We start from the raw sequence: 24,623 nt of genomic DNA on the forward strand, positions 1-24,623 counted from the left end.
AGCACGAGAAAAACGGCCGTTAGACGCGTAACCGGCTAGCGCCAGAACCGCTTCGTATCGAGCACGTCATCGAGGCATGACTGCGCCTCTTCGATCAGGGAGGTCTTGTTTGCATGCGAGACGAGAGTCTCCGCCTCGGGATGCGAGCGCAGTCCGTGTTTTTCCAGAACGTCCGGGCCTATGACAAGGTCGTTCAATGTTCCGAGCTGATCTTGCAAACGCTCCATGGCGGCGATGAAGTGCTTATGGCGACGCGCACTGCGCTTTTCGGTGAAGAGCGGACCGAAGAATTCGGCTGCATAACGCAGTTTCTTCGCGTCCTTGCGAACCTGATGTCTTTGTTCGTCGTCAACGCCGAGGAGATCACGGCCATGCTTTTTGATCTTCTTTCGCATCTTGTCGAGCGCCTCGGATGCGAACCCCTCCGCGGACCTTTCACGCTCCTCCTGCCTCGCCGGCAGTCTCAGGTAATCCCCGCAATGAAGCCATTCGTTGAAATCGAGCATCAGCGCGCTGGCTCGAGGCGACTTCAATGCGTCGAAGGCGTCATCATAGGCGTGTTCCTGTGCGGTACCGAGCTTCCGGCGAAGCTCGCCGTTCTGCGCCTTGGGAAGCAATACATCCAGGTTCCTCGCTTCTCCCAATACATGTGCAAGCCAGCGAAACTCGTCGCTCAATCGTCCGGCCTCACCATCAAGAACGAGCACTTTGAAGAGAGAAAATGCCGAGCGCAGACGTCGGATTGCAACGCGGGCTTGATGCAGCGCTTCCGCGCTTTTACCTCGCAGCAGGATCGTCTCGTTGAGACGGAATTGCCGGAAGCATGATTGGGCGATGGTTTGGAACGCGCTGATGGCGGTGGTGGCTTGACCGAGTTCGACCGCCTCCGCTTTAACGGCCGATTTCGCGGCCTCCATCAACCAATATCCGCGTTCCGCTTTCGACTGCACGCCGAACTTCACCGGAGCGACCGCTTCGAACTTTCTTGCAAGAACGAAAAGATCGCGGGCATCGCCGTCCTTGAGTTCGAGTTCAATCTCGCAGATTGAGGTCTGCCGGTCCCCCGCGATCACCGTACCCTCGTCGAGCACAGCCTCAATTTGCGAGCTGTTTTCTTTTACATTCCAAATGTGCCGCTCAACGGAAACCTTGAACTGGGGCGAGACGTCGGTGGAGTTCAAGCCGAATTCGGTGGCGATGGGGCTGGTGCTCTCAAGAACGGGCAAATCGTCAACGATCGGCGTCTCCCATTCAGACCGTGCAAACAGGGATACACCTTTGCCAGTCGCCTTGACTGTCTGCATCCTGGCGTCTCCAGATCGCCTGACGCGCAGAGTAAAGCCTTTTTTGAACAGCGTCCGGTCGTTCGTGTCAAAATAAACCGATTGCTGACGGACCGAGCCTGCAGATTCGCCGACAACGCCGCTCGTAAGAAAAGCCTTTCGGTTGGCACGTGGAATTTCGAGCTTCAGTTCAATTTCGGCCACGTTCCGCTCCTCCCCAGTCCACCCCAGAGAAGAACGTTTAGTTCATAAAATAGTTCAGCAGTCTCATGCTCGTGGGGCAGCCTTTCACGTTCGATCAACCTCTTCGGCGTGGGAAGTGAAGAACCGAAGACAAGGCAGTCAATGACGGAAGGGCGACGGCGGAAGAGAGTGGGAGTCGAACCCACCAAAGACCGTCACTCGGCCCCTCCCGGGATTTGAAGTCCGGACGTCCCACCGGCGACTTGGTGACGTCGAGGAAGACAGTCCCGGACTGCGTGTGGCGGGCTGATCGCGGGCTGGACCGCGTCGTTGCCGGTCTAGACGTGATTTAAGACTCGCTTCGCCTCGCGAGAGCGTCAAGCAACTGGCTGGTATTGTCGATCGAAAACTGGACCCGCTCCCCCGGCCAAACCGATTCGGAATAAGCAACAGGCATACCCTTCAGATCCACATCGACCTTCTTCAAAGCAACGACAGGAAGCGACGGATCCTGCATGAGATGTCGCGCTTCTTCGGCGGTCGGTAACCTGGCAACAATGTCGGTGCGAAGGCGGATGTAGTCCGGAACGCCATAGTCCGCCAAAATTGATGTGATGCTTCGGCCACTGCGGCGGGCATCGTTGAAGCCCGGGAAGCGACGCACCGGAAAATACGAGTGCGAGTGGGAGATTGGCTTGTCGTCGACGAACTCGCGCCTGACGATGTGATAGACCGGCTCTCCGATCGGCAGCCGCAACGCTTCCGCGATCTTGGTGGGAGCCTCTATCACTTCCTCATGGATCGGTTGGCCAAGCGTCTCCCTCCCCTGGTCGAGCAGATTCTGCGAAAAGCGCGTTCTTTCGGACAGGCGGTAGTCAATCCGGCTTTGTACAAACGTTCCCCGCCCTTGCTCTACCCGCACGAGGCCGCGAGTTTCAAGTTGTGATATGGCGCGACGAACCGTGTGTCGGCCAACACCGAATTTCTCCATCAGCTCGGTTTCTTTGGGCAGTTGCGTTTGTGGTGCAATCCGGCCAGCGAGAATATCTTCGGCGATGTCGCTTTCAACCATTCGCCACTGCCCGTGAAGCAGCTTTTTCTGCATACCTACCTCAATGCGATCTGCCATGTCATTCGAATGTCACATATCTGCGACGAAATCGATATTCAACATAAAATAATGGCAAACGTCCTAAAGACCACAATCAATGGGCTAGTCGCCAAGCGATGTCATCTCGATAGTCATACGATTGTTACGCCGCTCCGATAGCAGTTATTCGAATGTATTTACTTCTTTCGAATGAAGAGGCCAAAAGCATGACTGCAATTAGCCGACGCCAATTCGCCGCGGGGGCCACCTTAGCCTTTGGGGCAAGCATAATCACTGCACGAGCAGCGAGATCTGCCGACGCCGAGATCGTCATCTCGAGCACGTGGGGCTCCGACAAGCCGTTCCAGAAGGTCGTTGATGCCTTTAATTCCAAGAGGTTGGGCGTGACGGCGGTAAACCGGTTCGACGGCGACTACGAGGCGGCAACGGCAAAGGCGGTGGCCAGCGTCGCAGCAGGGCGCCCCCCGGCCATGATGATCACGGGATGGAAGTTCGGCTACTTCGCCAAACGGACGCTGGGCGCGCGCGACCTTCGCGAGGTCAATGCCGCGAAGGCAGAGGCAATCCTTGCCAATTTCCGGCCTTCCGTTCTGCCGCTCGTGACCGTCGATGGCGCCGTGATTGGCCTTCCCTGGGCCATGTCTACGCCGATCACCTACATCAACAGCGAAATGTGGAAGGCGGCGGGCCTCGATCCTCAGTTGCCGGAGACGCCGGACACCAGGTGGCTGTACGATAGCGCCCGAAAACTCGATGCCGCGCTCAAGGGCAAACACCCGACTTACCGCTCGCCGATTGCCCTGTCCAACAACGAGTGGACAAGCCAGTCCTTCATTCAGAATGCGGGCGGTTTCATCATCGATCCAGATGGCAAGCTTGCTCTCAACAGCCCAGAGGCAATTGCCGGTATGACCGAATACTGCGCGCCAGCGCATGAAGGTCTCTGGCTTCCCGTGAGCGACAAAGATCAGACAGCAGCATTCCAGTCGGGAGCACTCGCGATCTGCACGACCAGCTCGACATCCGCCGTCACGTTCCCCTTCGGCGAAGCGAAAGCGATTACGACGAAATTCCCCGGGCTCGCCGGGCACGCGCGGAAAATGAACAGTGGCGGCAACTTCCTCGCTGTCTACACCAAGAACAAAGAGCAGGCGGAAGCATCGCTCGCCTTCCTCGAATTCTGTGCCTCGAAGGAAGGACAGATGATCTGGTCGCAGGTCGGCTATCTCAACACTTCGGTTCACGACATCCCGCTGATCAACGAGTTCATGAAGCCCGCCGCCGCGCAGCTTGCGGATGGGCTGACGGCGGAGACGATCTGGCCGGGCAAGCGCGGTCTTGAAGGTCAGGCGGTTTGGCGCAAATGGGTTTCGCGCATGCTTCTGAAGGAGACAACCGTGTCCGACGGAGTGAAAGGCGCCCATGACGAACTTGCGGGATTGATTTCAGCGTAAGCTAGGTACCCATGCGTCTCAAATTTCGATCGCTGGCCCCTTACCTGTTCGTGGGGCCAGCCGTGCTTTCCGTCGCCGTCTTCCTCTACGGTCCCCTGATCGCATCCGTGTTGTTGTCACTGGTGGACTGGAATCTTCTTTCCTCTGACATCCGTTTCATCGGCCCCGACAATTACACATCGGTCTTGGAGAACGCCGATTTCCGGCTGTCGGCCTGGAACACGCTACTTTATTGCGTGGTTCTCATCCCGGCCGAAATCATATTGCCGTTGATCCTGGCGTTGATGCTGCACTCAGTGCGCAAGAGCCCCGTGCAAGCGATCTACCGCAGCAGCCTGTTCTTGCCGACGATCGTCGCCTTCTCGGTGGCAGGCGTCGCGTGGTCCTGGCTGTTCAACCCGGTCAACGGGCTTCTCAATGAAATCCTGGGTTTCTTCGGACTTCCTCCGTCCAGGTGGCATACTGACCCTGACTTGGCGCTGCTATGTGTTTGTGTCGTGACATTCTGGAAGACCTTCGGCCTCAACATGCTTCTCTGGCTGGCAGCGCTCGCAAACTTGCCGCCCGTACTACGCGAGGCGTCCCAGCTCGATGGGGCCAGCGCCCGCCTGCACTTTTTCACCATCAGCCTTCCGCTGATGACGCCGACCGCCTTCTTCATCAGCGTTACGACTTTCTTCCACGTCCTTGACGACATTGTTGGCGTTATCGATGTTTTGACCCATGGCGGGCCCGCCGGAAGAAGTTCGAGCATCGTTTACTACCTCTGGCAGCAGGGTCTACAGTTCTTCCAGTTCGGACCAGCAAGCGCCGTCGCGGTGATCATCATCGTCCTCGTGCTCGCTATCACGTGGCTGCAGTTTCGCATCGGCGAAAAGCGGGTGCATTACAGATGATCTCCCGTCCCACTCCGAGCCATACATTTCACCGGCTATTTATTCATGCCGCACTGCTGGTCACGTGCTTCGCCACCATTTTTCCCCTTCTTTGGATGGTGACGGCGGCCTTCACACCGAACGACTTGATTTTGGCCAAGGCGGTTCGTTTCTGGCCGGACGACCCGACACTCTCGAATTTTATGATCGCCGCAAGCCGTCACCCGATCTGGATCTGGCTATGGAACTCGTTTCTTACAGCCACGCTCATCACCATTGGGAAGCTTATCCTCGCCGTACCCGCGGGCTATGCTTTCGGCCGCATGGAGTTTCCAGGCCGGCAGGCGCTGTTCTGGTTCATCATCGCAACCATGTCGTTTCCAACTGTTATCGCAATCATTCCAACCTATATCGCCGTGGTGAAACTGCAGGCGGTCGACAGCTACGGCGCGATGATCATTCCTTCCATCCCCTACATCGGCTTTTACGTCTTCTACATGCGCCAGGCGTTTCGGTCGTTGCCCTCGTCAATCTTTGAAGCGGCAAAGATCGACGGGGCCAACCTCTGGCGTCAATTCATCGAAATAGCCGTTCCCAATGTAATCCCGGCGATCGCGGCGCTCTCCGTGATATCCTTCATGGGTGCCTGGAACATCTATCTCTGGGGCCAGCTTGTTCTGGATGATGCATTCAAGAAGACGCTCACGACCGGTATCGCCACCTTCGCCGACCTCGAGGGTGCCGACAGAGCCTGGGGTCCGCTTATGGCCACCAGCCTCCTTTCGATCCTTCCAGTGCTTCTGGTTTTCCTGTCTGCGCAACGGTTCATCGTGGATGCGCTTGCACCGGGTATCGACGAGAAATAGGCTGCCATGCATCGTATACTTGTCATCGGATCGGTTTGCCACGACCGCATCTGGCTGCTTGATGGCCCGTTCACAGCCGGCGCCCGCTTGCGCTTCTCCGACAGGAGGACCCAGCTCGGCGGCGGCGCCTACTATACGGGCCGCCAGCTTCTGGATCTTGACGCCGACGTCACGCTCGTGACCCGGTTGATGGACGACGAAGACGGAAGGGCGGCACGCGCTTCGCTTTCCGCTGCGGGCTTCGACGACGCCCATATAACAATGGCGCCTGGCAAGACCGAACCGCTGGAAATTCTCCTGGAGCCGAATGGAGAGCGGACCATCATCGCCCCTAGTCGCGCACGCTCGATTCCTCTGGAAATAAGCTCAACGCTAGATGCCGATGCCGCTTATGTTAACGCCGTTCACCTTGGCGAAAAACTGGTCGGCGATTTGGAGGCGATTCCCCTTATCGTCTCGCAGCTTCCGTTGGACCCAGCGACACCGCGGCCAGCTGACTTTGTGATCACGTCCCGTAGCGACGTTTCCAACGACATTTCGGCGGCATGGCACCGTGCCCGCCAGGTGTGCGGACCCCGGCTGAGAACACTCGTTGTGACCGATGGTCCCCGTCCCATCACCCTCTTTGACGGCCGGTCGAACACAAATATCCAGCCGCCGGCAACAGTCGAGGCTACCGATACGATCGGAGCAGGCGACCGTTTCGCCGGATCCTTCCTTCTTGCGATTTTGCAAGGGCATGCGCCCTCCTCCGCGGCATTTGAAGCCAGCCGCGTGACGGTTGATTGGCTGCGCGAAAAAAGATTGATCGCTTCGACTTGAGTGCAGTATCCGTGATTGCGCGGGGAATCTAAGAGACGGTCTAATATGAGACACGTCCATCGATAATGGGCGATGAACCCGAGGAAAGTTGCTGTTTTAACACCTGCCTCGCATCATCGCTGATAAGCGACATGGGCGCTGCGACAGCGACTTTCGCTGCGGAACCCGCCAAGTCTGCGGTTCGGACGGCTGCCATACCCACTCTATCCGCAAGAGAGACTTGTTCCGTGTCCAACGACTGTCCTGCCAGCCGCCTTCCAAGCAGTTGGACCATATCCCGATTGTCCGCAAACGTATTGTGGCCCAGCGCGTCGTCCGGTTTGGCGGAGCTGGTATCGATGACCGTAATCCCGAGATTGGCCAAATCTGCCGCGTAAGGCGTCGAATCGAAGCCGCCGACACGAGTGACGCCACCGGAGAGCCATCGCGAAACCTGCAGCGCCTTATCCTTCGTCGACGCAAAGATCGTGAAGTGAGGGTGCTGCGGCCCCATCTCGATCATCTGCCGCCGAAATACGTCGATATCGATATCAGGCGATGCCAATATGACATTCTTCACTTTCAACGGAATTGTCTTGTTGCGCATGGCAACGCCACGCAACGCCTCAGCGGTCAGCCAAGATCCCATGGAGTGGGCGAGGATCGTCACTTCGCCGACATCCGGACTTTTGGCGGATTGCAGAATCAGATCCTCCAGCGCCCGCCGTGAGAAATTCGTGCTCTCCTTATCGTAGAGGTAATCGAAGACGTTGCCGCGCGAAGGCCAGGTAAAGAGGATCGGCGCGGCATCCGTTTGGGAATCGTGAACGATCTGCGCGAAGCGAAAGACTGCGTCGGAATAGGTATTGTTGAAGCCGTGCACGAAAATGACGACCTGCCGCTTGGCGTTGCGATTCTTGCTGAACCATTCGAGAATGTTGCGCTCGGATGCCACCCTTCCGACCTTAAGGACAGCAAATTCCTTTTCGGGATTGGACGGCACATGCGATGGCCATTGCACTTCACCGACTTTGCGATTTCGATCCGGAGGAATGGAGACGACGATATCGTTGAGAGAGATCGCCGTTCCGCGCTCGCCGGAGTAAAGTTCGCCCGGTTTGTCGGTCGGGCGGCGGGTCGTCGCCACCAACATGTCCACGGTGCTCGTGCTTGGTCCCGCTGCTGCGACGGGCTGGAGAACATTCTCCAGCCGCCCTGCGCAACCCGCCAATACCGAAAGGGCCATTAGAACAAAAAGACACGATCGCTTGCGAGCAAATGGGATTAGGCTACGTGGCAAGCTGACGATCAGATGGCCGCTGCCGACAAGAGACGTTTTTCCAACCTGTGACATCGGATCAGCTCGTCTGTGTTGCAGGCCGTCGTGGAATGCGAAACCAGGCAACATACAAGGCCGGAAGGAAGAGCAGCGTCAGGACCGTACCGACGACAATGCCGCCCATCATCGCATAGGCCATCGGACCCCAGAATATCTCCCTGGAGATCGGGATGAGCGCAAGCGTTGCCGCGGCAGCCGTCAGCATAATGGGCCGCATTCGATGCTCCGTCGCTTCGATGACGGCTTGCCAGGCCGGCACGCCCTCGCTTCGAAGGTGCTCAATCTGCACGACAAGAATCACCGAGTTGCGGATCAGAATGCCGATCAGCGCCAAGACACCCAGGATGGCGACAAACCCCAGTGGCGCATTGCTGAGCAACAGGGCCGCGACAACGCCGATCAGTGCCAGGGGAGCAACGGCAAAGACCAGAAAGAGCCTGCTGAAACTTTGCAACTGGATCATCAGGATCGTTGCCATGATGAACAGCATCAGCGGCGCTACTGCCACGATTGGCCCCTGCGCTTTCGCACTTTCCTCGACCGAACCGCCCTCGACAATATGGTAGCCGCTAGGAAGGCGCTTGCGGAATTCGTCGACTTTCGGCTGCAGTTCGGTGACGATCGTCGCCGGCTGCGTCGATCCGACGACGGCAGCCTTGATGGTGATGGTCGGTATGCGTGTCCGGCGCCAGATCGTTGGCTGTTCCAGCTCATAGTGGAAATTGGCGACTGCCGAGAGAGGCACGGACTTGCCGTTGGAACCCGCCAGTTGAAGGTTCTGCAGTGTCTCGATCGAACCGCGCTCAGCCGTCTGGGCCCTGCCGATCACATCGATCAGATAGATGCCGTCCCGAATATTCGTCGCCGCCGTACCCTCGACAATGCCATTGAGGGCCGTTGCGATATCCTGCGACGAGACGCCCAATTGCCGCGCTTTGTCCTGAAGAACATCAACTTTGACGACGCGCGAAGGTTCGTTCCAATCGAAGGTCATGTTGGACAGCAAGGGATGCTGACCGACGATACCTGCAAATTGCTGCGCGATGTCCCGGACCTTCTGGATATCAGGCCCGCTGATCCGGTATTGCACCGGCTTGCCGACCGGGGGGCCGATGTCGAGCAGCTTCACGAATGCGTCCGTTCCGGGGAAAGTCTTGGTCAGATAATCCTGCAATTCGGCTTTGACCTTGTCACGAACGTCAAGCCCCTTGGTCACGATCACCGTCTGGCCGAACGAGACGTCGGGCGTCTGGACATCGAAGGACAGGATGAATCGGGGAGCGCCTTGTCCGACATAGCTCGTCCAGTGATCGATATCCTTGTTGTTGGCGAGCATCTCACGTTCGAACCTGGCCATTTGCTTGTTCGTCTCCGAAATCGAGCTGTTCTGCGGCAGGTTCCAGTCGACGATCAGTTCGGGCCTGTCGGAGGAAGGGAAAAACTGTTGCTGCACCAGGCTCATCCCGCCGATGGAGAGGGCAAACGCAGCTACGGTCGCGCCGATGGTTATCCAGCGCCAACGCAGGGCAACGTTCAGGAGCCATGAAAAGGCACGCGCAAAGCGACCTTTCTGATCATGGTGGGATTTCATACTCTTCGGAAGGATCGTCACGCCCAAAAGCGGCGTGAACAACACCGCGACGATCCATGAAACCAGCAGTGAAACCGCAATTACCACGAAAAGAGTGAAAGTGAATTCGCCGGCCGCACTGGTATTGAGGCCGACGGGGATAAAGCCGGCGACCGTCACAAGCGTGCCCGTCAACATCGGGAAGGCCGTCGAGGTATAGACGTGTGTCGCTGCCTTTCTCAGATCATCGCCCACCTCCAGCCGGGCAACCATCATCTCCACCGCGATCATTGCGTCGTCAACGAGAAGGCCAAGAGCGATGATCAATGCCCCAAGCGAAATGCGCTGCATGGAGATGCCGCTATAGGCCATGACGAGAAAGGTGATCGCCAGCACGAGCGGAATGGAGATGGCAACCACCAGCCCCGCCCGGACGCCGAGGCTGATGAAGCTGATCGCAAGCACGATGACGATCGCTTCGAATAGCGCGCGTGTGAAGCCCGACACGGCATCGTCGACGACGGCAGGCTGATCGGAAACGCGCTGGACGTCCACGCCGATGGGAAGATCTGCAGTGACCTGCTCAATTTCCTTGTCGAGCGCCTTGCCGAATTCAAGCAGATTCGCCCCGGTCTTCATGCCGATGGCAAGCCCAATGGCTGGCTGGCCATTATATCTGAACAGGGATGAGGGAGGATCGACATAGCCGCGTTTAATCGTCGCGACGTCGGTCAACGGAAAGAAGCGGTCGTTGACACGAAGATTGATCGATTTGAGGCTTTCCTCGGATGTGAACTGGCCACTCACCCGCAAGGCGATGCGCTCAGGACCCGCATCGACGAAACCCGACTGGGTCACGGCATTCTGTGCCTGAAGCGTGTTGATGACAGATTGCTGGTTAAGCCCCAGAGCTGCAATCTTTCGCGTGGAGAATTCGAGATAGATGGCCTCGTCCTGCGCGCCGATGATATCCACCTTGCCGACATTAGGGACCGTCAGCACTTTCGCGCGCGCATCCTCGACGAGATCACGAAGCTGGCGCTGTGTCAGTCCATCGCTGGTAAAGGCGTAGATATTCCCATAGACGTCGCCGAAGCTATCGTTGAAAAACGGTCCGACGACACCGCTTGGAAAATCGCCCTTGATGTCGCCGATCATATTGCGGACTCGCGTCCAGATGGCATTGACATCCTTGGCCTTGGTCGTCGGCAGAAGCTCCACAAAAATGGTCGTCTGGCCAGCAACGGTCTCGCTCTTGGTATAATCGAGCGAATCCAGTTCCTCGAGCTTCTTTTCGATGCGGTCGGTGACCTGCTTGGTCACTTCCTCGGCTGACGCGCCAGGCCATTGCGCCTGAATGATCATGGTCTTGATGGTGAAGGCTGGATCTTCTTCGCGACCGAGCCCGATATAGGAAAATGCGCCGGCCAGAATGAAGACGATCATGAAGTACCAGACGAGCGAACGATGTTCGAGTGCCCAGTCGGACAGGTTGAATTTTTTCACGGGGTCTTTCCTTAATCTACCCTGACGGCTTGGCCGTCGGCGAGCTTGTGAACGCCGGCAATGACGATGCGTTCGCCGGGGTTGATGCCTTCGGCGATCCTCACGGAACCGCCCTCGACGAGGTCTCCGTCGATCTTGATCGCGCGAATGGAGACCTCGCGAGCCGCGGTATCGACAACCCAGACGTTCGGCTTCCCGTCCTTCATCAGGACCGATGACGACGGCAGCAGGATCATCGGATCTGCAACAACGGTCGCGGTCGCGGTGACGACAGAGCCTAGGCGAAACGTGGCTGGCGGATCGATGAGCGTGATTTTCGTGCGTCGCGTGCGGGTCGTAGCCTCAGCTTCCGGGGCGATCTCTCTGACAACACCGCGTGCGCGGATGGTTGGATCCAACTGGAGAGCGACCTCGAAGGGCGACCCCACCTTGAGACCATCGAAGCTTGCCACAGGTATGTCGATGATGGCGTCCCGCTGGTCAGGGCGGGCGATGGTGGCAATGCTCTGGCCCGCGGCCACGACCTGGCCCACCTCGGCCGAAGTCGCTGTCACGACGCCGTCGAATTCCGCGCGAAGCTGCGCGTAGCCCAGTTGCTCTTCGGCCTTATCCAAATTGGCCTGCGCCTTGGCAACCGAAGCACTCGCGCTTCTGCGCCCAAGTTCCGCCTCTTCGTAGGCAGCTTCACTTCCCGATCTGCTCTCGAGCAAGGACCGCTGGCGTTCTTCGGAGGATGCGGCATTTGCCAACTGCGCCTGGGCATTCGAAAGCTCGGACTGCGAACTCTTGACCGCGAGCTCCAGTGAAAGCGGATCGATCGCCGCAACAACGTCGCCCTTCTTGACGATGTCGCCGACGCTGACCTTGCGCGCTATGACCCGTCCCAGAACCCGAAATGCGAGCTGGGTCTCGATCTTCGCCTCGATCGTTCCCGGCAGGGTCAGCGCAGAAGCCGCGGTGGACTTGGCGACAATCGAAAGGACGGGGCGCGGCGGCTCGTAGTGGGCTTCAGCCTGTTTCTGGCAAGACGTCAGCAGCAATGACCCGAGCATCGCAAGGCCGGCTGTGATACGGATATTCATTTTGCAGCTCCTTTGTCGTAGGTGACGGCTTGGCCCGGTCGCAGGAATTTCGCGCCATCGACGACGACGATCTCGCCTGGAGACACGCCCGCCCGCACTGCAAAGCGGCCGGTCTCATAACCGGAGACATCGATCTGACGAAGAGACACGCTTGATGAAGTAGGATCGATGATCCAAACGGCCGGCTGCCCGCTTTTTGAGGTCATTGCCGACCAAGGCAGTTCGATTGCATCTCGCGCGACGGACCGAAACAAGCCGACGACGGGAGCGCCAAGCTGCATGTCCGGCGCCCCTTCGAGACCCACCTTGACCCTGATCGTCCCGGTCGACGAGTCGATCGTGGGCGAGATTTCGCGCACCGAAGCTTCTGCCTTGTGAGACGGTGCCGAAAGGAGGCTAACGGCGACCTTGTTTTCAAGGTTTCGACCCAGATAAAGCGACTCAAAGACGTTGAAGACAGCGTCGCGAGGACCGTCATGGGCAAGTGTAAAGATCAGCTGTGCCGCTTGCGCGACCTGCCCAACTTCGGCGTTTCTGGCGGTGATGACGCCGTCGGCATCGGCGCGCAGTTCCGTATAAGAGAGCGCGTCCTGGGCCGTGTCGAGTTGAGCTTGCGCCGATTTCACGCTTCCCTGGGCGGTCAACAGCGCTTCTTGGGCCTGATCGAGCGCAGCACGGGTCGTCACCTGCGTCTTGAAGAGATTCTGCTGCCGGTCGAAGGCTAGCTGGGCCTGCGTTTGCTGGGCAAGCGTCGACTGCAGGTTCGCAGTGGCAACGTCGAGATCCGCCTTCTGTTCTTCGGCGTCCATACGGGCAAGAACCTGCCCCTCCTTCACCGATGAGCCAACATCGACGAGACGTTCGACAATGCGCCCGCTGACCCTGAAAGAGAGGTCGCTCTCGACGCGTGCGCTGATCTCTCCGGTGATGGCGCTGGTTTCGACGACCGGCGCGACCTTGGCCACGACGGTCTCCACGTTCTTTGGCTTTGCCTCACTCGCGCTTTGCTTTTCGCATGAGGCAAGCGCGACGGCACTGACGCCAAGCCAGGCCGCAACAAGGACAGTTTTCATGATTTGACCCTCTTGCATTCGTTTGCCAGTGGAATATTATTGACTGACTCGTTAGTCAATAGAAATTGTCTTGACGATAACCCACCGATGACGCTCAAGGTGAAGATATGGATGATCAAAAGAAGCTCACGCGTGCAGAGCAAAAGGCTCGCCGACCCGTTCAGATCTTGGATGCTGCGTTTGAAGAGTTCGTCGAGCGCGGCTATGTCGCCACACGTGTTGAAGACATTGCCAGCAGGGTCGGAGTAACGAAGGGCACTATTTACGTCTACTTCGAGACCAAGGAGCAGCTTTTCGAAGCGATGATCCGGCATATTTCCGTGCCGCTCGAAGAGCTTTTAGCCAGTTCAAATGAAATAAAAGGGACCGCTGCGGAGCGGCTTCAGAAACGTATCGAACTAATCTACGATCTCATAATCAAGGATCGCAAACTGCGGGAGCTGATAAGATTCGTCATCGCCGAAGGATCGCGGTTTCCCCAGATCGTCGATCGACACCACGACATATTTATTGATCCTCTCGAGAGACAAATGCAGTCTCTTCTCGATGAGGGCATAAAAAATGGCGAGTTCCGGCCCACGCCGGCAGCCTTCAGCGATGCGGTTATCGCACCCGCAATCGCCTTTCTTGTATTCAAACTCATTTTTGAAGACCGACGCATTTTGGACAGGGATACCTACCTGAAGGCTCACGTCGATCTCATCTTGCATGGGTTGTGCGAACCCGCGCCTCGCTAGATGGCGAAGCCATCGCCAGTATAGCCACGTCCAGTAGACGCTTCGTGTCAAGCGCCTCGGCCCGTCGATAGAAGCAGCGGCTGGCGATTGAGCAGCATGGAATCGCCGAATTCATGCGCGCGGTAGCCGTACGCAGTGAGGCTTGCGGACGTCCTCGCAAGTCGGGCATCGTCGGCAAAGGCGCGCAGGAGCTCGAAGTGGCTCTCGCCTGGCTGGTGGATGCCTGTGAGAATCGAATCGACCACGCGAACCGGCATGCCCCGCGCGATACGCCCTGTCGCAATGCCATCTCCGGCGCGAACACTGCCATCGGGATTGGCGGCAGCCTCGAGCGCGCGTACGACGCTCGTTCCTATCGCGATGATGCGGCTGCCGCGCAGCTTCGCCCGCGCGACCTGCGCCGCGGTGTGCTCAGGGATGCGATAGGGCTCGTCGAAAGGAAGCCGCAAGTCGAGCGTGGGATCGCCGGTGGAAGAAACGCCAGCGGCATGCGTGAGTGTTGTGAAACCGATGGCGCGCCGACGCCAGGCTTGGAGCGTACGCCAGTCGAGCGCGAAGCCGGCCGACGGCGCTTCGAACGCGAATGGCGAGGCCGCAATCTTCGTCCAAACATCCCACAGTGCCACCGGTTCGGGAACATGCGCGTATTGGATCGGCCGACCGTGCCGCGCGAGTCCTGCAAGCACCGCTGCGTGGTTGTTTAGGAAGCGCAGTTCCACTAGGCGAGGATGGCCGCGAAGGCGCTCTATAGCCGCTTCAAGCGGGCCGAGCCGGAGGCGATCGCCTGCCGAAAGCGGCGGCGGCGGCAGCCGGTCTTCGGTGCGCGTGCGATGATCGCCCGGCCCGAAGGCAATCGCCACGAAGCGAGCTGGGTCGGAACGTGATACCCAGCCAGCAAGGCGAATCTCGATCGCTTGATCGCTGGGGAGATGCGTGCCGTGAAGGCTCGCCGGCAAAGTCGCAGCGTCATTGGCGACGACCAGATCACCAGGATCGAATAGTGTCCCGAGTCCACCGCGCGGCAGGTCACGCATAGTGCCGTCCGCCTCGATGACAAACAGCCTGGCTGAGTGCGGATTGGAGTGGTCAGCGGCAATCATGCAACTGCTCCGGTGGTAAGCGTATCGCGCGCCGGCAACGCGTCGAGCATCTTTTCGATGATCTCGGCAGCGGCCAGCTCGGGGCTCTTCAAGGTCGACGGATCGGCGTCCGGGAGCGCCAGCGCGTGCAATGGGGTGTCCATATCTCCGGGATCGAGCGCGAGGAGCCTTATGCCATCGGCTTTCGCCTCCTCGTCCCAAATCGCCGCCAGATGGGTAAGAGCGGCCTTGCTTGCACCATACGCGCCCCATCCGGGATAGGCATTCACAGCCGTGTCGCTGGAGATGTTGATCACCAGGGCGCCGCGGCCCGCGCGGGCGGACGCGGCAAGCGCACCGAACAAAGCTTTCGTCAGCCGGAATGCGCCGACGAGGTTGACGGCGAGCGCCGCTTCCAGCTCCTCGCAATCGGTATCGGCAAGAAGGGCCAGAGGGACGGGACCAAGGCTGGATGCATTGTTGATCAGGACGTCGATCTCGCCGAGGCTTGCCGTGACCTGCAGCGCGATCGCATAGATGTCCTCCTTCTTGCCGACGTCGCCGACAATGCCGTGTGCGCCAGTCTCATCTGCGATGCGTTCAACATTTTCGGCGGTTCGGGCGACGAAGGCGACGCGTGCACCCATTGCTGCAAGCTGTCGCACCAGCGCGAGTCCGAGGCCGGACGTACCACCCGTAACCGCCACACGAAGCCCCTGAAGATTAATGTTCGTTTGCATTGTCGATGTTCCTTCAATGTTGATCGAGTAGTTGCTACAAGTTCAAGTTAACTTGAAGTCAAGTGGGAATCGTGCTTTCCTGTGTGCATGGATACGATGCTCACCATTACCGACGTATCGAGGCGCAGCGGCGTCGCCTCATCGGCCCTGCGCTTCTATGAGGAGCGTGGGCTGATCGCCTCCGAGCGCGCGGGCTCCGGACACAGGCGCTATCACCGATCCGTGCTGCGCCGGATCGCCTTCATCGTCTTTGCGCAGCGCATTGGGCTGACGCTCGAGGAGATCGGCGCCGAGCTCGGCAAGTTACCGTCCGATCACGTGCCGTCGCGTCGGGACTGGTCTCGGCTGTCGGGCGAGTGGGCAAAGCGCATCGACGAGCGCATCAGCGAGTTGCAGCGCCTGCGGTCGGGGCTTACCGAGTGCATCGGTTGCGGCTGCCTGTCGATCGACCGGTGTAGCCTGGCAAATCCAGCCGATGTGGCTGGGCGCAAGGGGCCAGGGCCGAGATATTGGTTGGGGTAATCGTCCTCCGGCGGCCGAGCTGACGATCTTGGATGACTATTCCGTATTGGCTGGACGGCGATCACCTCGTCTTGCGGTCTCGCGATGCTGGCAGGTTTCTCCTTGCCGCCGCTGCCATGCGGGCGCGGGGTCAGGCCTGTAGAGGCGGGCCCGAGGAAGATATTTGGGCGCCCTAGATCATTGCTGTGATCGCGTCCGCTCTGAATCGCTCCGTCAGAGGTTGTTCGTGCGATAGCGCTGCGCTTCAATCTACTCGCTCGCAGGGTTGCGCGGCGCTGTCGAAGCGCGTGGTTAGCCGTTTTTGGCGAAAGCCCGTTGACGTTTGAGGGGCGTAAAGCCTGCAACGATATTCCGTATCGGGGGCGCAAATTGGAGAAGAGCTGCGCGCGGCCTGGGCTAGCAATCGGAGTAAATCGGTTTTGGCGACGCAATGGCACATAAAATCAAAATTGCTATTTTTGAGATGACAAAATTAACTCGGTCCTGGAAATAAAACCGATAAGGGGACCACAATGGGAATGAAACTTTCATTGACCGGCGCAAGCACCGCGATTGCCTTGCTGCTTTCGAACCAGGCTTTTGCACAGACGGCCGAGGTCATGCACTACTGGACAAGCGGCAGTGAAGCAGCTGCGATCAAGGTCATCGCCGATGACGTCGCCAAGAAGGGCGGAACGTGGAAGGACAGCCCGGTCACCGGTTATGAAGCTGCCCGCGCCGCCGTTCTCAGTCGTGTTGCCGGTGGCGACGCACCGACCTCGATGGTCGTAGATCTCGGCGAAATCAAGCCGCTGGTCGACCAAGGCATCCTCGCGCCGATCGACGACATCGCCGCCACCAAGGGCTGGCAGACATTCCTGCCCAAGCTGGTCGTCGACAAAGCAAGCGTCGACGGTCACCTATACGCCGTTCCGATCGATATCGGCACTGCCAATTGGATGTGGTACTCCACTAAAGTCCTGAACGATGTCGGCGTAAAGCCGCCAGCAACTTGGGAGGAGTTCTTCGCCGCAGCCGACAAGATCAAGGCAAAGGGATATGTGCCGCTCGCCTTCGGCGGCCAAGCTTGGCAGGAAGCGCTCGTCTTCCGCTCGATCATGATCGCAACCGGCGGCAACAAGTTTTACACCGACGTCTACACCAAGCATGACGTCGATGTCGCCGGCGGCCCGCTGATGGTGAAGTCCTTCGAAACCTTCGCCAAGCTGCGCGGCTACGTCGACGATGGCAATGTCAATCGCAATTGGAACGACGCCACGAATATGGTCATCACCGGCAAGGCTGCGATGCAGATCATGGGCGACTGGGCTAAGGGCGAATTCCAGGCTGCCGGCCTGACGCCGGGCAAGGACTATGGCTGCGAACTGGCACCGGGCACGAACGGAGTGCTGAACATCGTCTCCGATACCTTCGTCTTCCCGGTTGGCGACAAGCCCGAACAGGTCGCTGCTCGCAAGCTGCTGGTCGACGTGATGATCGCGCCGGAAACGCAGGTTGCCTTCAACGCGATCAAGGGCGCCCTACCGCCGCGCATCGACGTAAACCTCACGAACGCCGATATCTGCACACAGAAGGCTGCCGGGCTGCTCAAGGATCCCAACGCACTCGCTCCGAACGCCGAGCTTTCCTTCACCAGCGAAACGGTCGGTGCCATCAAGGATCTGGTAACCCAGTTCTGGAGCAACCCGTCGATGACGCCTGCTGATGCTGCCAAGCAGTATGCTGATATCGTTGCACGGAACTAAGTCCTGCCGCTAGGTGTCTGCTGCCCCGGCATGATTGCCGGGGCAGTTTCGTAAATGAGTTGCGGTGTCGACGAACGGGGGGCAAGCAATGTTTAGAAAGAACCTGGCGGCCAAGCTGACGCTTGTGCCTAGTGCCGTGGTTATCGCCGTGTGCTTCTACGGCACGATCCTCTGGACGTTTTATATTTCGCTCACGCATTCGACGATGCTGCCGAACTATAGGTTCTACGGGTTCGGCCAGTATCTGACGCTGCTGTCCATGCCGCGCTGGCACACGGCCTTCGCCAATATGCTGATCTTCGGTAGTCTGTTTATCGCCGGCTCGCTCGTCATTGGCACGACGTTGGCTGCGCTTCTCGATCGAAACGTCAAGGCCGAAGGGCTTTTTCGCGTCTTCTTCCTCTATCCGCTTTCCATGTCCTTCGTCGTGACAGGCCTCGCCTGGCAATGGCTGCTGAACCCGACGACTGGTATTGAAGCCCTCGTGCGCAGCTTCGGCTGGGAAAGCTTTCAGTTCAACTGGCTGGCGAGCCCGGAAAAGGCGATCTATGCCGTTTCGATCGCCGCCATCTGGCAGTCTTCGGGGCTCGTCATGGCCATCATGCTCGCCGGTCTTCGCGGCGTCGACAGCGACATCTGGCGCGCCGCAAAGATCGATGGCATCCCCGTCTGGCGCTCCTACATCAGCATCGTGCTGCCCATGCTGCGCCCGCTGATCCTCACCTGCGTCATCCTGTTGGCAACCGCCGTGGTCAAGAGCTACGACCTCGTCGTCGCCATGACGGGTGGTGGCCCCGGCATCAGCACCGATGTGCCTGGAAAGTTCGTGGTCGACCTGCTGTTCCAGCGCGCCAATATCAGCACGGCAGCGGCTGCAGCGATCTTGATGTTGCTGTCGGTGATCTGCGCCCTTTCCCCCTATGTCTATATCGAGCTCAAGAGGCAGAAGCGATGACTGCGACCCCTCTCGCCCAATCCGAGGCTTCAATTGTCCACATCGTGCCTCACGCAAGCAAGACAAAGCCCGGCCGTGTTCTCCTCTATATCATCCTTTCACTCGCGGTAGTCTATTACGCGATCCCGCTGCTGCTGGTGATCTCCACATCGCTGAAGACAGCCGACGAACTGCGCAGCGGCAACATCTTCACCCTGCCCCAGAGCCTCAATTTCGACGCCTGGACCAAGGCCTGGCTAACGGCCTGCACGGGTATCGAGTGCAACGGCATTCACGGCAATTTCTGGAACTCCGTCGAGATTGTCGTGCCCAGCGTCGTCTTCTCGATCCTGTTCGGCGCACTGACCGGCTTCGCGCTGTCGCAGTGGCAGTCGAAACTCAGCCGCGTGATGCTGCTGTCGCTGATGCTCGGCGCCTTCATTCCCTACCAGGTCATTCTCTATCCGCTCGTCCGGATATTCAGCACTGTCGGCCTTTACGGCACGCTGCCGGGGATCATCCTGATCCACATCATCTTCGGCCTGCCCTACATGACGCTGCTGTTCTTCAATTTTTACCAGGGCGTATCGCCAGAGCTTTCGAAGGCGGCGAAGATGGATGGCGCCGGCTTTTTCACGATCTTCTTCGAGATCATGCTGCCGATGTCCGTCAACGTCCTTGTGGTCGCCATCATCATGCAGGCGACCGGCATCTGGAACGACTTCCTGCTGGGCCTGATCTTCGCCGGGCGAGATCACCTGCCGATCACGGTGCAGCTCAACAATATCGTCAATACAACGACCGGCGTCAAAGAATACAATGTGAACATGGCCGCGACCTTCCTCACCGCGCTGCCGCCGCTTCTCATCTACATTCTTTCCGGACGCTATTTTGCGCGCGGCCTCGCCGCCGGCGCGGTGAAGGGCTAAAGCAATGACACAGATTTCCGTTATCGATGCAAACAAGTCCTTCGGGCAGCAGCATATCCTTCGCGATATCAATCTTTCGATTGCCAGCGGCGAATTCATTGTCCTCCTCGGCTCTTCCGGCTGCGGAAAGTCGACGCTGCTAAACGTCATCGCCGGGCTCGAAGATCTCGACACCGGCAAGATTATCGCCGGCGATCAGGATGTAACCAATGTTGATTCCAGCCGCCGCAAGATGTCGATGGTGTTTCAGTCCTACGCGCTCTACCCAACGATGACGGTGCGCAAGAACCTCGGCTTCGGCCTGCGCGTTAACAAGGTGCCGAAGGCGGAGATCGCCAAGCGCGTCGAATGGGCTGCCAACCTGCTGCAGCTGGCGCCGCTGCTGGATCGCCGCCCGTCGCAGCTTTCCGGTGGCCAGCGCCAGCGCGTGGCAATCGGCCGGGCGCTGGTGCGCCGCAGCCCGATCTGCCTTTTCGACGAGCCTTTGTCGAACCTCGATGCCAAGCTACGCACCGAGATGCGACTGGAGATCAAGAAGCTGCATCAGGAGTTGCGCAGCACCATCGTCTACGTCACCCACGACCAGATCGAAGCGATGACGCTGGCAACCCGCGTTGCCGTCATGAAGAGCGGCAAGATCGAACAGTATGCGTCGCCGGACGAACTCTATGAGAAGCCCGAGACCTTGTTCGTCGCCGGCTTCGTCGGCTCGCCGGGCATGAACCTGCTCTCCGCTCGCATCAAGATCGAGGACGGCGAGCCGATGGCCGCCATCGGCGATCATCTTCTGCCCATCGACGCCTATCCATTCCGACGCCCGGCCGTCGATGGCCAGGAGATCGTCATCGGCTTTAGACCCGAAGACATCCAGCTAGCCGACGAGCGGGCAACCCTGCCGACGCTTGCGGCGCCGATCACCTTCGTCGAACCGATGGGCGCAGATACACTTGTCTGGTTTACTCTCGCCGGGCAGAAGCTATCGGTTCGCCTACCCGCCGCAAAGGCGCGCGGGCTGTCGGACGACGCACGCCTGGCATTCAATCCGGCCACTGCCTCCATCTTCTCGAAGGAAAGCGAGCAGCGCCTCTGAGGTGCTGCAGTCGTAATTGCCGAATGCTGCAACTGCCTCCTTATCCTCAGCAGAGTTTCTCGATCAGCCGGTCCATCATGGCATCGCAGCGCTGCAGCTCTTGCTCTTCAATATATTCGTCCGGCTGATGCCCCTGGTCCATGTTGCCGGGGCCAATCACCACAGTTTCCAGATTCAGTCTTGTCGCGAACAATCCGGCCTCTGTGCCGAACGACACCTTGGTTGTTCGCGCCTCACCGAGCAGGTGCCTTCCGAAGATCGTAGCGGCACTGTCGTCCGATGTTGCAAGCCCGGGATAGGCGTTGCAGACCTCGATTTCGGGCTCGGCACCTGCAGAAGCGCGAATGCGGGCCAGGATAGCCTCCACATTGTCTTCCGCCAGATGGCGGATCTCGAAATCGACCAAGGCCCTCTCGGCAACGATATTGAGAACTTCTCCGCCGGCGATCTTGCCAGCATGAACTGTGGTGTAGGGGACCTCATAATCCGCATCCTGCCGGCCGGTGTCGGCGATCTCCTTTTGTAAGCCGCGAAGCATGCCGACAAAATCGCAGGCGAGCTGGATGGCATTGACGAAACGCGGCGCCAGCGAAGAATGACCGGCCTCGCCTCGAAAGCGGGCCTGCGCCGCGAGCTTCCCCTTGTGGCCGAGAGCAATCGACATGGACGTCGGCTCGCCGACGATGCAGAGCGTCGCCTTGAACTGCTCTTTCACCAAAACATCGATTAGCGACCGAACGCCGACGCAACCGATCTCTTCATCATGAGAGAAGGCTATATGCAGCGGCCGCTTCAACGCTTTTGCATCGATGCGATCAGCCGCTGCGAGCACACTGGCAAGGAAGCCCTTCATGTCGGTGGAACCTCGGCCATGTAGTCGCGTGCCCCGCCGCGTCAGCTTGAAAGGATCCGATGTCCACGCCTGTGTTGCAACCGGAACCACGTCCGTGTGGCCGGAGAGGACGATACCATCGTCCTGTTTCGGTCCGATGCTGGCGAACAGGTTCGCCTTTTCTCGGCTGCCGTCGGGAACAAGGCGGCACTCAAAACTGCGGTCGGTCAGATAGCCGCGGACAAAATCGACAAGCGGCAGATTGCTGTCGGCGCTGACGGTCGGGAAGGCGACAAGGCGATCGAGTAAGTCAAGCGTATTCAAGGTGTGCCCCCAAAAGAGGAAGGCCCGCATTCGCTGCGAGCCCTCCATCATGGTCTGTCTTCAATGGCGCACTAGTTCACTATCGTCTCTTCATCGGCCATCGTCTTGTTGATGTCGGCCAAAAGAGCGGCAATGTCCGCCTTCGGAAAAGCTTGGCGGAAGCGCCGGTCGAAGGTGGTGAACATGCCGAAGAAGGAGTTGGCGCAATGCTCCAACATGCGGTCCGCGGCAGCCTCGTCGATCGACAGATGCTTTTGCAGGAACTCGTTGAACTTGGCCCGTGCAATCGGGTTGGCGAGCACGAACACCGGCTGCGTGTCCCACTTCACTTCGCGGTGGCGCGAGGCACGCGAGCGGATCTGCAGCGGCGCTGTCAGGTGAATGTCGCGCGAGGACGAACCGATTTCGATTTGAACCGCATCGTCATCGAGGATCCAGCGGCCCTTTCCGGAATCGTAGAGCGCGAAATCAGCAGCGGGGATCGTCAGTATCACGCGCTTTGATTCACCGGGCTCTAGCTGCACCTTGGCGAAGGACTTCAGCTCGCGCTTCGGCCGTTGCAGTCTCGGCTTGCCGTAGCTGACGTAGAGTTGTGTGGCCTCCTTGCCGGCGACGGGGCCGGTGTTGGTCACCGTGAAGCTCGCGACGACCTCCTCGCCGGCATTCAGCTCCGAGCGGTCCAGTTTCAGGTCCGAATAGGCGAAACTGGTGTAGCTGAGGCCGAAGCCGAAGGGATATTGCGGCTCGATCTCGCGCGCATCGTACCAGCGATAGCCGACATGGATGCCTTCGCTGTAGTAGTGGCGGCCGTTCTCGCCGGGATAGCTGAGATATGAAGGCATGTCCTGTATGCGCTTCGGGAAGGTGGTGGTCAGCTTGCCCGAAGGATTGGCGACACCGAAGAGAATATCGGCAATGCCGCCACCGGTAGCCTGGCCCGAGAAGAACATCTCGACGATCGACTTGACTTCCGGGATCCACGGCATGACCACTGCGTCCGGGCTCGCTATGGCAACGACGACATTCGGGTTGACGGCAGCAACGGCGCTCACGAGCGCATCATGGCCCGGCGCAAGATCGAGAGTGGTGCGGTCCGAACCTTCGCCGTCATAACCGTTTTCGGTACAGACGAAGATGACCACGACATCGGCGCCACGTGCACCCTCGACGGCCTCCGCGATCAATGCCGGACGCTCGCCTTCCGCCTCGCTGGTGCCGCGGTACTGATCAACCTTGATCGCATCGCCAGCCAGCTTGACGATCTCATCGATCGGGACATCGACGAGGGTCGGCGTCGTGGTCGCACAACCCGAGCCCTGGATGACCGGAACGCCGGCGCCTTCGCCAATCACCACCATCCGTTTGACCTTGGCAGGCGTGATCGGCAGCACCTGATCGTCATTCTTGAGGAGGACCATTGATTCCGCCGCCATGCGGCGGGCCAGCTTGTGATGCGCTTCGCGGTCAAACACGGTGTCGCGACGTTCGCCGAGCTTGCCGGCGCGCACCAGCGCCAACACCCGCGCGCACGCTTCGTCGACGACGGCCATATCCACCGTGCCTGCTTCTATGGCTTGTAACAGATCGCTCTTGCGGGTTTCGCTCTCAGGCATATCTAGGTCGTTGCCGGCCTTGAGCGACGCTGGGCGATCCTTGATGCCGTGCCAGTCGGAAACCACGAGGCCTTCGTAACCCCACTCTTCACGCAGCACCTTCGTCAACAGCCAATGATCCTCGGCGGCCTGAACACCGTTCAGACGATTATAGGAACTCATGACAGTCCACGGCTTGCTCTTGGCAATCGCCCGCTGGAAGCCTTTCAGATAGATTTCGCGCAGCGCACGCTCGTCGACGACGGAATCCATCGACGTGCGCTCGACTTCGGAATTGTTGCAGGCGAAGTGCTTCAGCGAGGCGCCGACGCCATTTTCCTGCAAGCCGTTGATGACGCCGGCGGCGAAATCACCGCTGACAACCGGATCTTCGGCATAATATTCGTAGGAGCGGCCGCCGAGCGGCGTGCGACGGATGTTAATGCCCGGGCCGAGCAGCAGATGAACGCCGAATTCCTGGCATTCCATAGCCAATGCCGTACCGAGCTCGTGAGCGAGATCGACATCCCACGAGCAGCCGAGGCTGGAGCCGTTGGGGAAGCAGGTGGCCTGCTTCATCGCACCCCATGCCACTTCGACATGGCTGGCCCGCTGGCCGACAACGTTGAGGAAAGCGGAGAAGTCGACGCCGCCGGCCTGGTCGTTGTCGATCTGATGGATTGAGTAGCGCACGCCGTAGGTGCCGTCGGTCATGACAATGTTCGGAATGCCCAGGCGCTCGATCGCCTTGGTCTTCCACATGCGATGCCCAGCCAGAAGGGCGACTTTTTCCTCGTTCGTCATTTCCGCGATCAGTGCCGCGAAGTCACCATTCATAAGCTTGTCTGAATTCACGTTATGTCTCCAAGGTATTTCTGCACAGGCAATCTATGGAAGACCAGCCTTTTATGGTCGAGCGACACTAGACCATGGCCGGAAAAGCTATTGCGATCGAT

20 protein-coding genes are annotated in these 24,623 nt (G+C 59.0%); 10 read left to right on the forward strand and 10 right to left on the reverse strand.

What is annotated here, in order from left to right:
• Window positions 1–35 precede the first annotated feature (35 nt).
• Together CCGE525_RS32665 and phnF are read right to left on the reverse strand one after the other, a co-directional pair.
• Window positions 36–1,487, reverse strand: a complete 1,452-nt coding sequence (locus tag CCGE525_RS32665) for a CYTH and CHAD domain-containing protein (RefSeq protein ID WP_120708311.1) — start codon at window positions 1,485–1,487, stop codon at window positions 36–38.
• Window positions 1,488–1,815: 328 nt separating this feature from the next.
• Entirely contained in the window at window positions 1,816–2,571 is a 756-nt protein-coding gene (gene phnF, locus CCGE525_RS32670) for a phosphonate metabolism transcriptional regulator PhnF (protein WP_120708312.1), read from the reverse strand.
• A gap of 212 nt (window positions 2,572–2,783) precedes the next feature.
• Between phnF and CCGE525_RS32675 the strand changes: the two genes are divergently transcribed.
• From CCGE525_RS32675 to CCGE525_RS32690, 4 genes are read left to right on the forward strand one after another with little or no spacing between them, the layout of a single operon-like run.
• On the forward strand, window positions 2,784–4,031 hold the full coding sequence (locus CCGE525_RS32675) for an extracellular solute-binding protein (RefSeq protein ID WP_162950370.1): 1,248 nt from the start codon (window positions 2,784–2,786) through the stop codon (window positions 4,029–4,031).
• Window positions 4,032–4,042: 11 nt separating this feature from the next.
• Window positions 4,043–4,927, forward strand: coding sequence for a carbohydrate ABC transporter permease (locus CCGE525_RS39250; RefSeq protein ID WP_120708314.1), 885 nt, complete (start codon window positions 4,043–4,045; stop codon window positions 4,925–4,927).
• On the forward strand, window positions 4,924–5,772 hold the full coding sequence (locus CCGE525_RS32685; protein ID WP_245472236.1) for a carbohydrate ABC transporter permease: 849 nt from the start codon (window positions 4,924–4,926) through the stop codon (window positions 5,770–5,772). The genes CCGE525_RS39250 and CCGE525_RS32685 overlap by 4 nt, the downstream gene beginning before the upstream one ends.
• A gap of 6 nt (window positions 5,773–5,778) precedes the next feature.
• Window positions 5,779–6,594 (forward strand): PfkB family carbohydrate kinase, encoded by an 816-nt coding sequence (locus tag CCGE525_RS32690; RefSeq protein ID WP_162950371.1) that lies wholly within the window; start codon window positions 5,779–5,781, stop codon window positions 6,592–6,594.
• A gap of 40 nt (window positions 6,595–6,634) precedes the next feature.
• On the opposite strand, the gene CCGE525_RS32695 is transcribed toward CCGE525_RS32690, so the two are convergent.
• From CCGE525_RS32695 to CCGE525_RS32710, 4 genes are all read right to left on the reverse strand, one after another.
• Complete coding sequence (locus tag CCGE525_RS32695; RefSeq protein WP_425375909.1) at window positions 6,635–7,726, reverse strand: alpha/beta hydrolase; 1,092 nt, start codon at window positions 7,724–7,726, stop codon at window positions 6,635–6,637.
• Window positions 7,727–7,931: 205 nt separating this feature from the next.
• Window positions 7,932–10,988, reverse strand: a complete 3,057-nt coding sequence (locus tag CCGE525_RS32700) for an efflux RND transporter permease subunit (RefSeq protein WP_120708317.1) — start codon at window positions 10,986–10,988, stop codon at window positions 7,932–7,934.
• 11 nt (window positions 10,989–10,999) lie between these two features.
• Complete coding sequence (locus CCGE525_RS32705) at window positions 11,000–12,070, reverse strand: efflux RND transporter periplasmic adaptor subunit (protein WP_120708318.1); 1,071 nt, start codon at window positions 12,068–12,070, stop codon at window positions 11,000–11,002.
• Window positions 12,067–13,143, reverse strand: a complete 1,077-nt coding sequence (locus CCGE525_RS32710; protein ID WP_120708760.1) for an efflux RND transporter periplasmic adaptor subunit — start codon at window positions 13,141–13,143, stop codon at window positions 12,067–12,069. Before CCGE525_RS32710 ends, CCGE525_RS32705 begins: the two co-directional genes overlap by 4 nt.
• Window positions 13,144–13,250: 107 nt before the next feature.
• Between CCGE525_RS32710 and CCGE525_RS32715 the strand changes: the two genes are divergently transcribed.
• Window positions 13,251–13,880 carry a TetR/AcrR family transcriptional regulator gene (locus CCGE525_RS32715; RefSeq protein WP_120708319.1) on the forward strand — a complete coding sequence of 210 codons (630 nt, stop codon included), beginning with the start codon at window positions 13,251–13,253 and terminating at the stop codon, window positions 13,878–13,880.
• A 47-nt stretch (window positions 13,881–13,927) separates the two neighbouring features.
• On the opposite strand, the gene CCGE525_RS32720 is transcribed toward CCGE525_RS32715, so the two are convergent.
• Window positions 13,928–14,980, reverse strand: coding sequence for an S-adenosylmethionine:tRNA ribosyltransferase-isomerase (locus tag CCGE525_RS32720; RefSeq protein ID WP_120708320.1), 1,053 nt, complete (start codon window positions 14,978–14,980; stop codon window positions 13,928–13,930).
• Window positions 14,977–15,699, reverse strand: coding sequence for an SDR family NAD(P)-dependent oxidoreductase (locus CCGE525_RS32725; RefSeq protein ID WP_120708321.1), 723 nt, complete (start codon window positions 15,697–15,699; stop codon window positions 14,977–14,979). The genes CCGE525_RS32720 and CCGE525_RS32725 overlap by 4 nt, the downstream gene beginning before the upstream one ends.
• 87 nt (window positions 15,700–15,786) lie before the next feature.
• On the opposite strand from CCGE525_RS32725, the gene soxR reads away from it, so the two are divergent.
• The 5 genes from soxR (at window position 15,787) to CCGE525_RS32750 (ending at window position 20,919) form a co-directional block, all read left to right on the forward strand.
• Window positions 15,787–16,221 carry a redox-sensitive transcriptional activator SoxR gene (gene soxR, locus CCGE525_RS32730; RefSeq protein WP_120708322.1) on the forward strand — a complete coding sequence of 145 codons (435 nt, stop codon included), beginning with the start codon at window positions 15,787–15,789 and terminating at the stop codon, window positions 16,219–16,221.
• A gap of 512 nt (window positions 16,222–16,733) precedes the next feature.
• Entirely contained in the window at window positions 16,734–17,966 is a 1,233-nt protein-coding gene (locus tag CCGE525_RS32735; RefSeq protein ID WP_120708323.1) for an ABC transporter substrate-binding protein, read from the forward strand.
• 88 nt (window positions 17,967–18,054) lie between these two features.
• On the forward strand, window positions 18,055–18,921 hold the full coding sequence (locus CCGE525_RS32740; protein WP_120708324.1) for a carbohydrate ABC transporter permease: 867 nt from the start codon (window positions 18,055–18,057) through the stop codon (window positions 18,919–18,921).
• Window positions 18,918–19,829, forward strand: a complete 912-nt coding sequence (locus CCGE525_RS32745; protein ID WP_120708325.1) for a carbohydrate ABC transporter permease — start codon at window positions 18,918–18,920, stop codon at window positions 19,827–19,829. The genes CCGE525_RS32740 and CCGE525_RS32745 overlap by 4 nt, the downstream gene beginning before the upstream one ends.
• A gap of 4 nt (window positions 19,830–19,833) precedes the next feature.
• Complete coding sequence (locus CCGE525_RS32750; protein WP_120708326.1) at window positions 19,834–20,919, forward strand: ABC transporter ATP-binding protein; 1,086 nt, start codon at window positions 19,834–19,836, stop codon at window positions 20,917–20,919.
• Between the two features lie 46 nt (window positions 20,920–20,965).
• Here CCGE525_RS32750 and argE read toward each other — a convergent pair whose 3' ends face one another.
• Both argE and CCGE525_RS32760 read right to left on the reverse strand, forming a co-directional pair.
• Window positions 20,966–22,075: an acetylornithine deacetylase gene (gene argE / locus CCGE525_RS32755; protein ID WP_120708761.1), complete on the reverse strand. Its 1,110-nt coding sequence runs from the start codon at window positions 22,073–22,075 to the stop codon at window positions 20,966–20,968.
• Between the two features lie 71 nt (window positions 22,076–22,146).
• Window positions 22,147–24,504 carry a beta-glucosidase family protein gene (locus CCGE525_RS32760; protein ID WP_120708327.1) on the reverse strand — a complete coding sequence of 786 codons (2,358 nt, stop codon included), beginning with the start codon at window positions 24,502–24,504 and terminating at the stop codon, window positions 22,147–22,149.
• Between the last annotated feature and the right edge of the window lie 119 nt (window positions 24,505–24,623).

This window comes from Rhizobium jaguaris, assembly GCF_003627755.1.
Taxonomy (GTDB): Bacteria; Pseudomonadota; Alphaproteobacteria; order Rhizobiales; family Rhizobiaceae; genus Rhizobium; species Rhizobium jaguaris.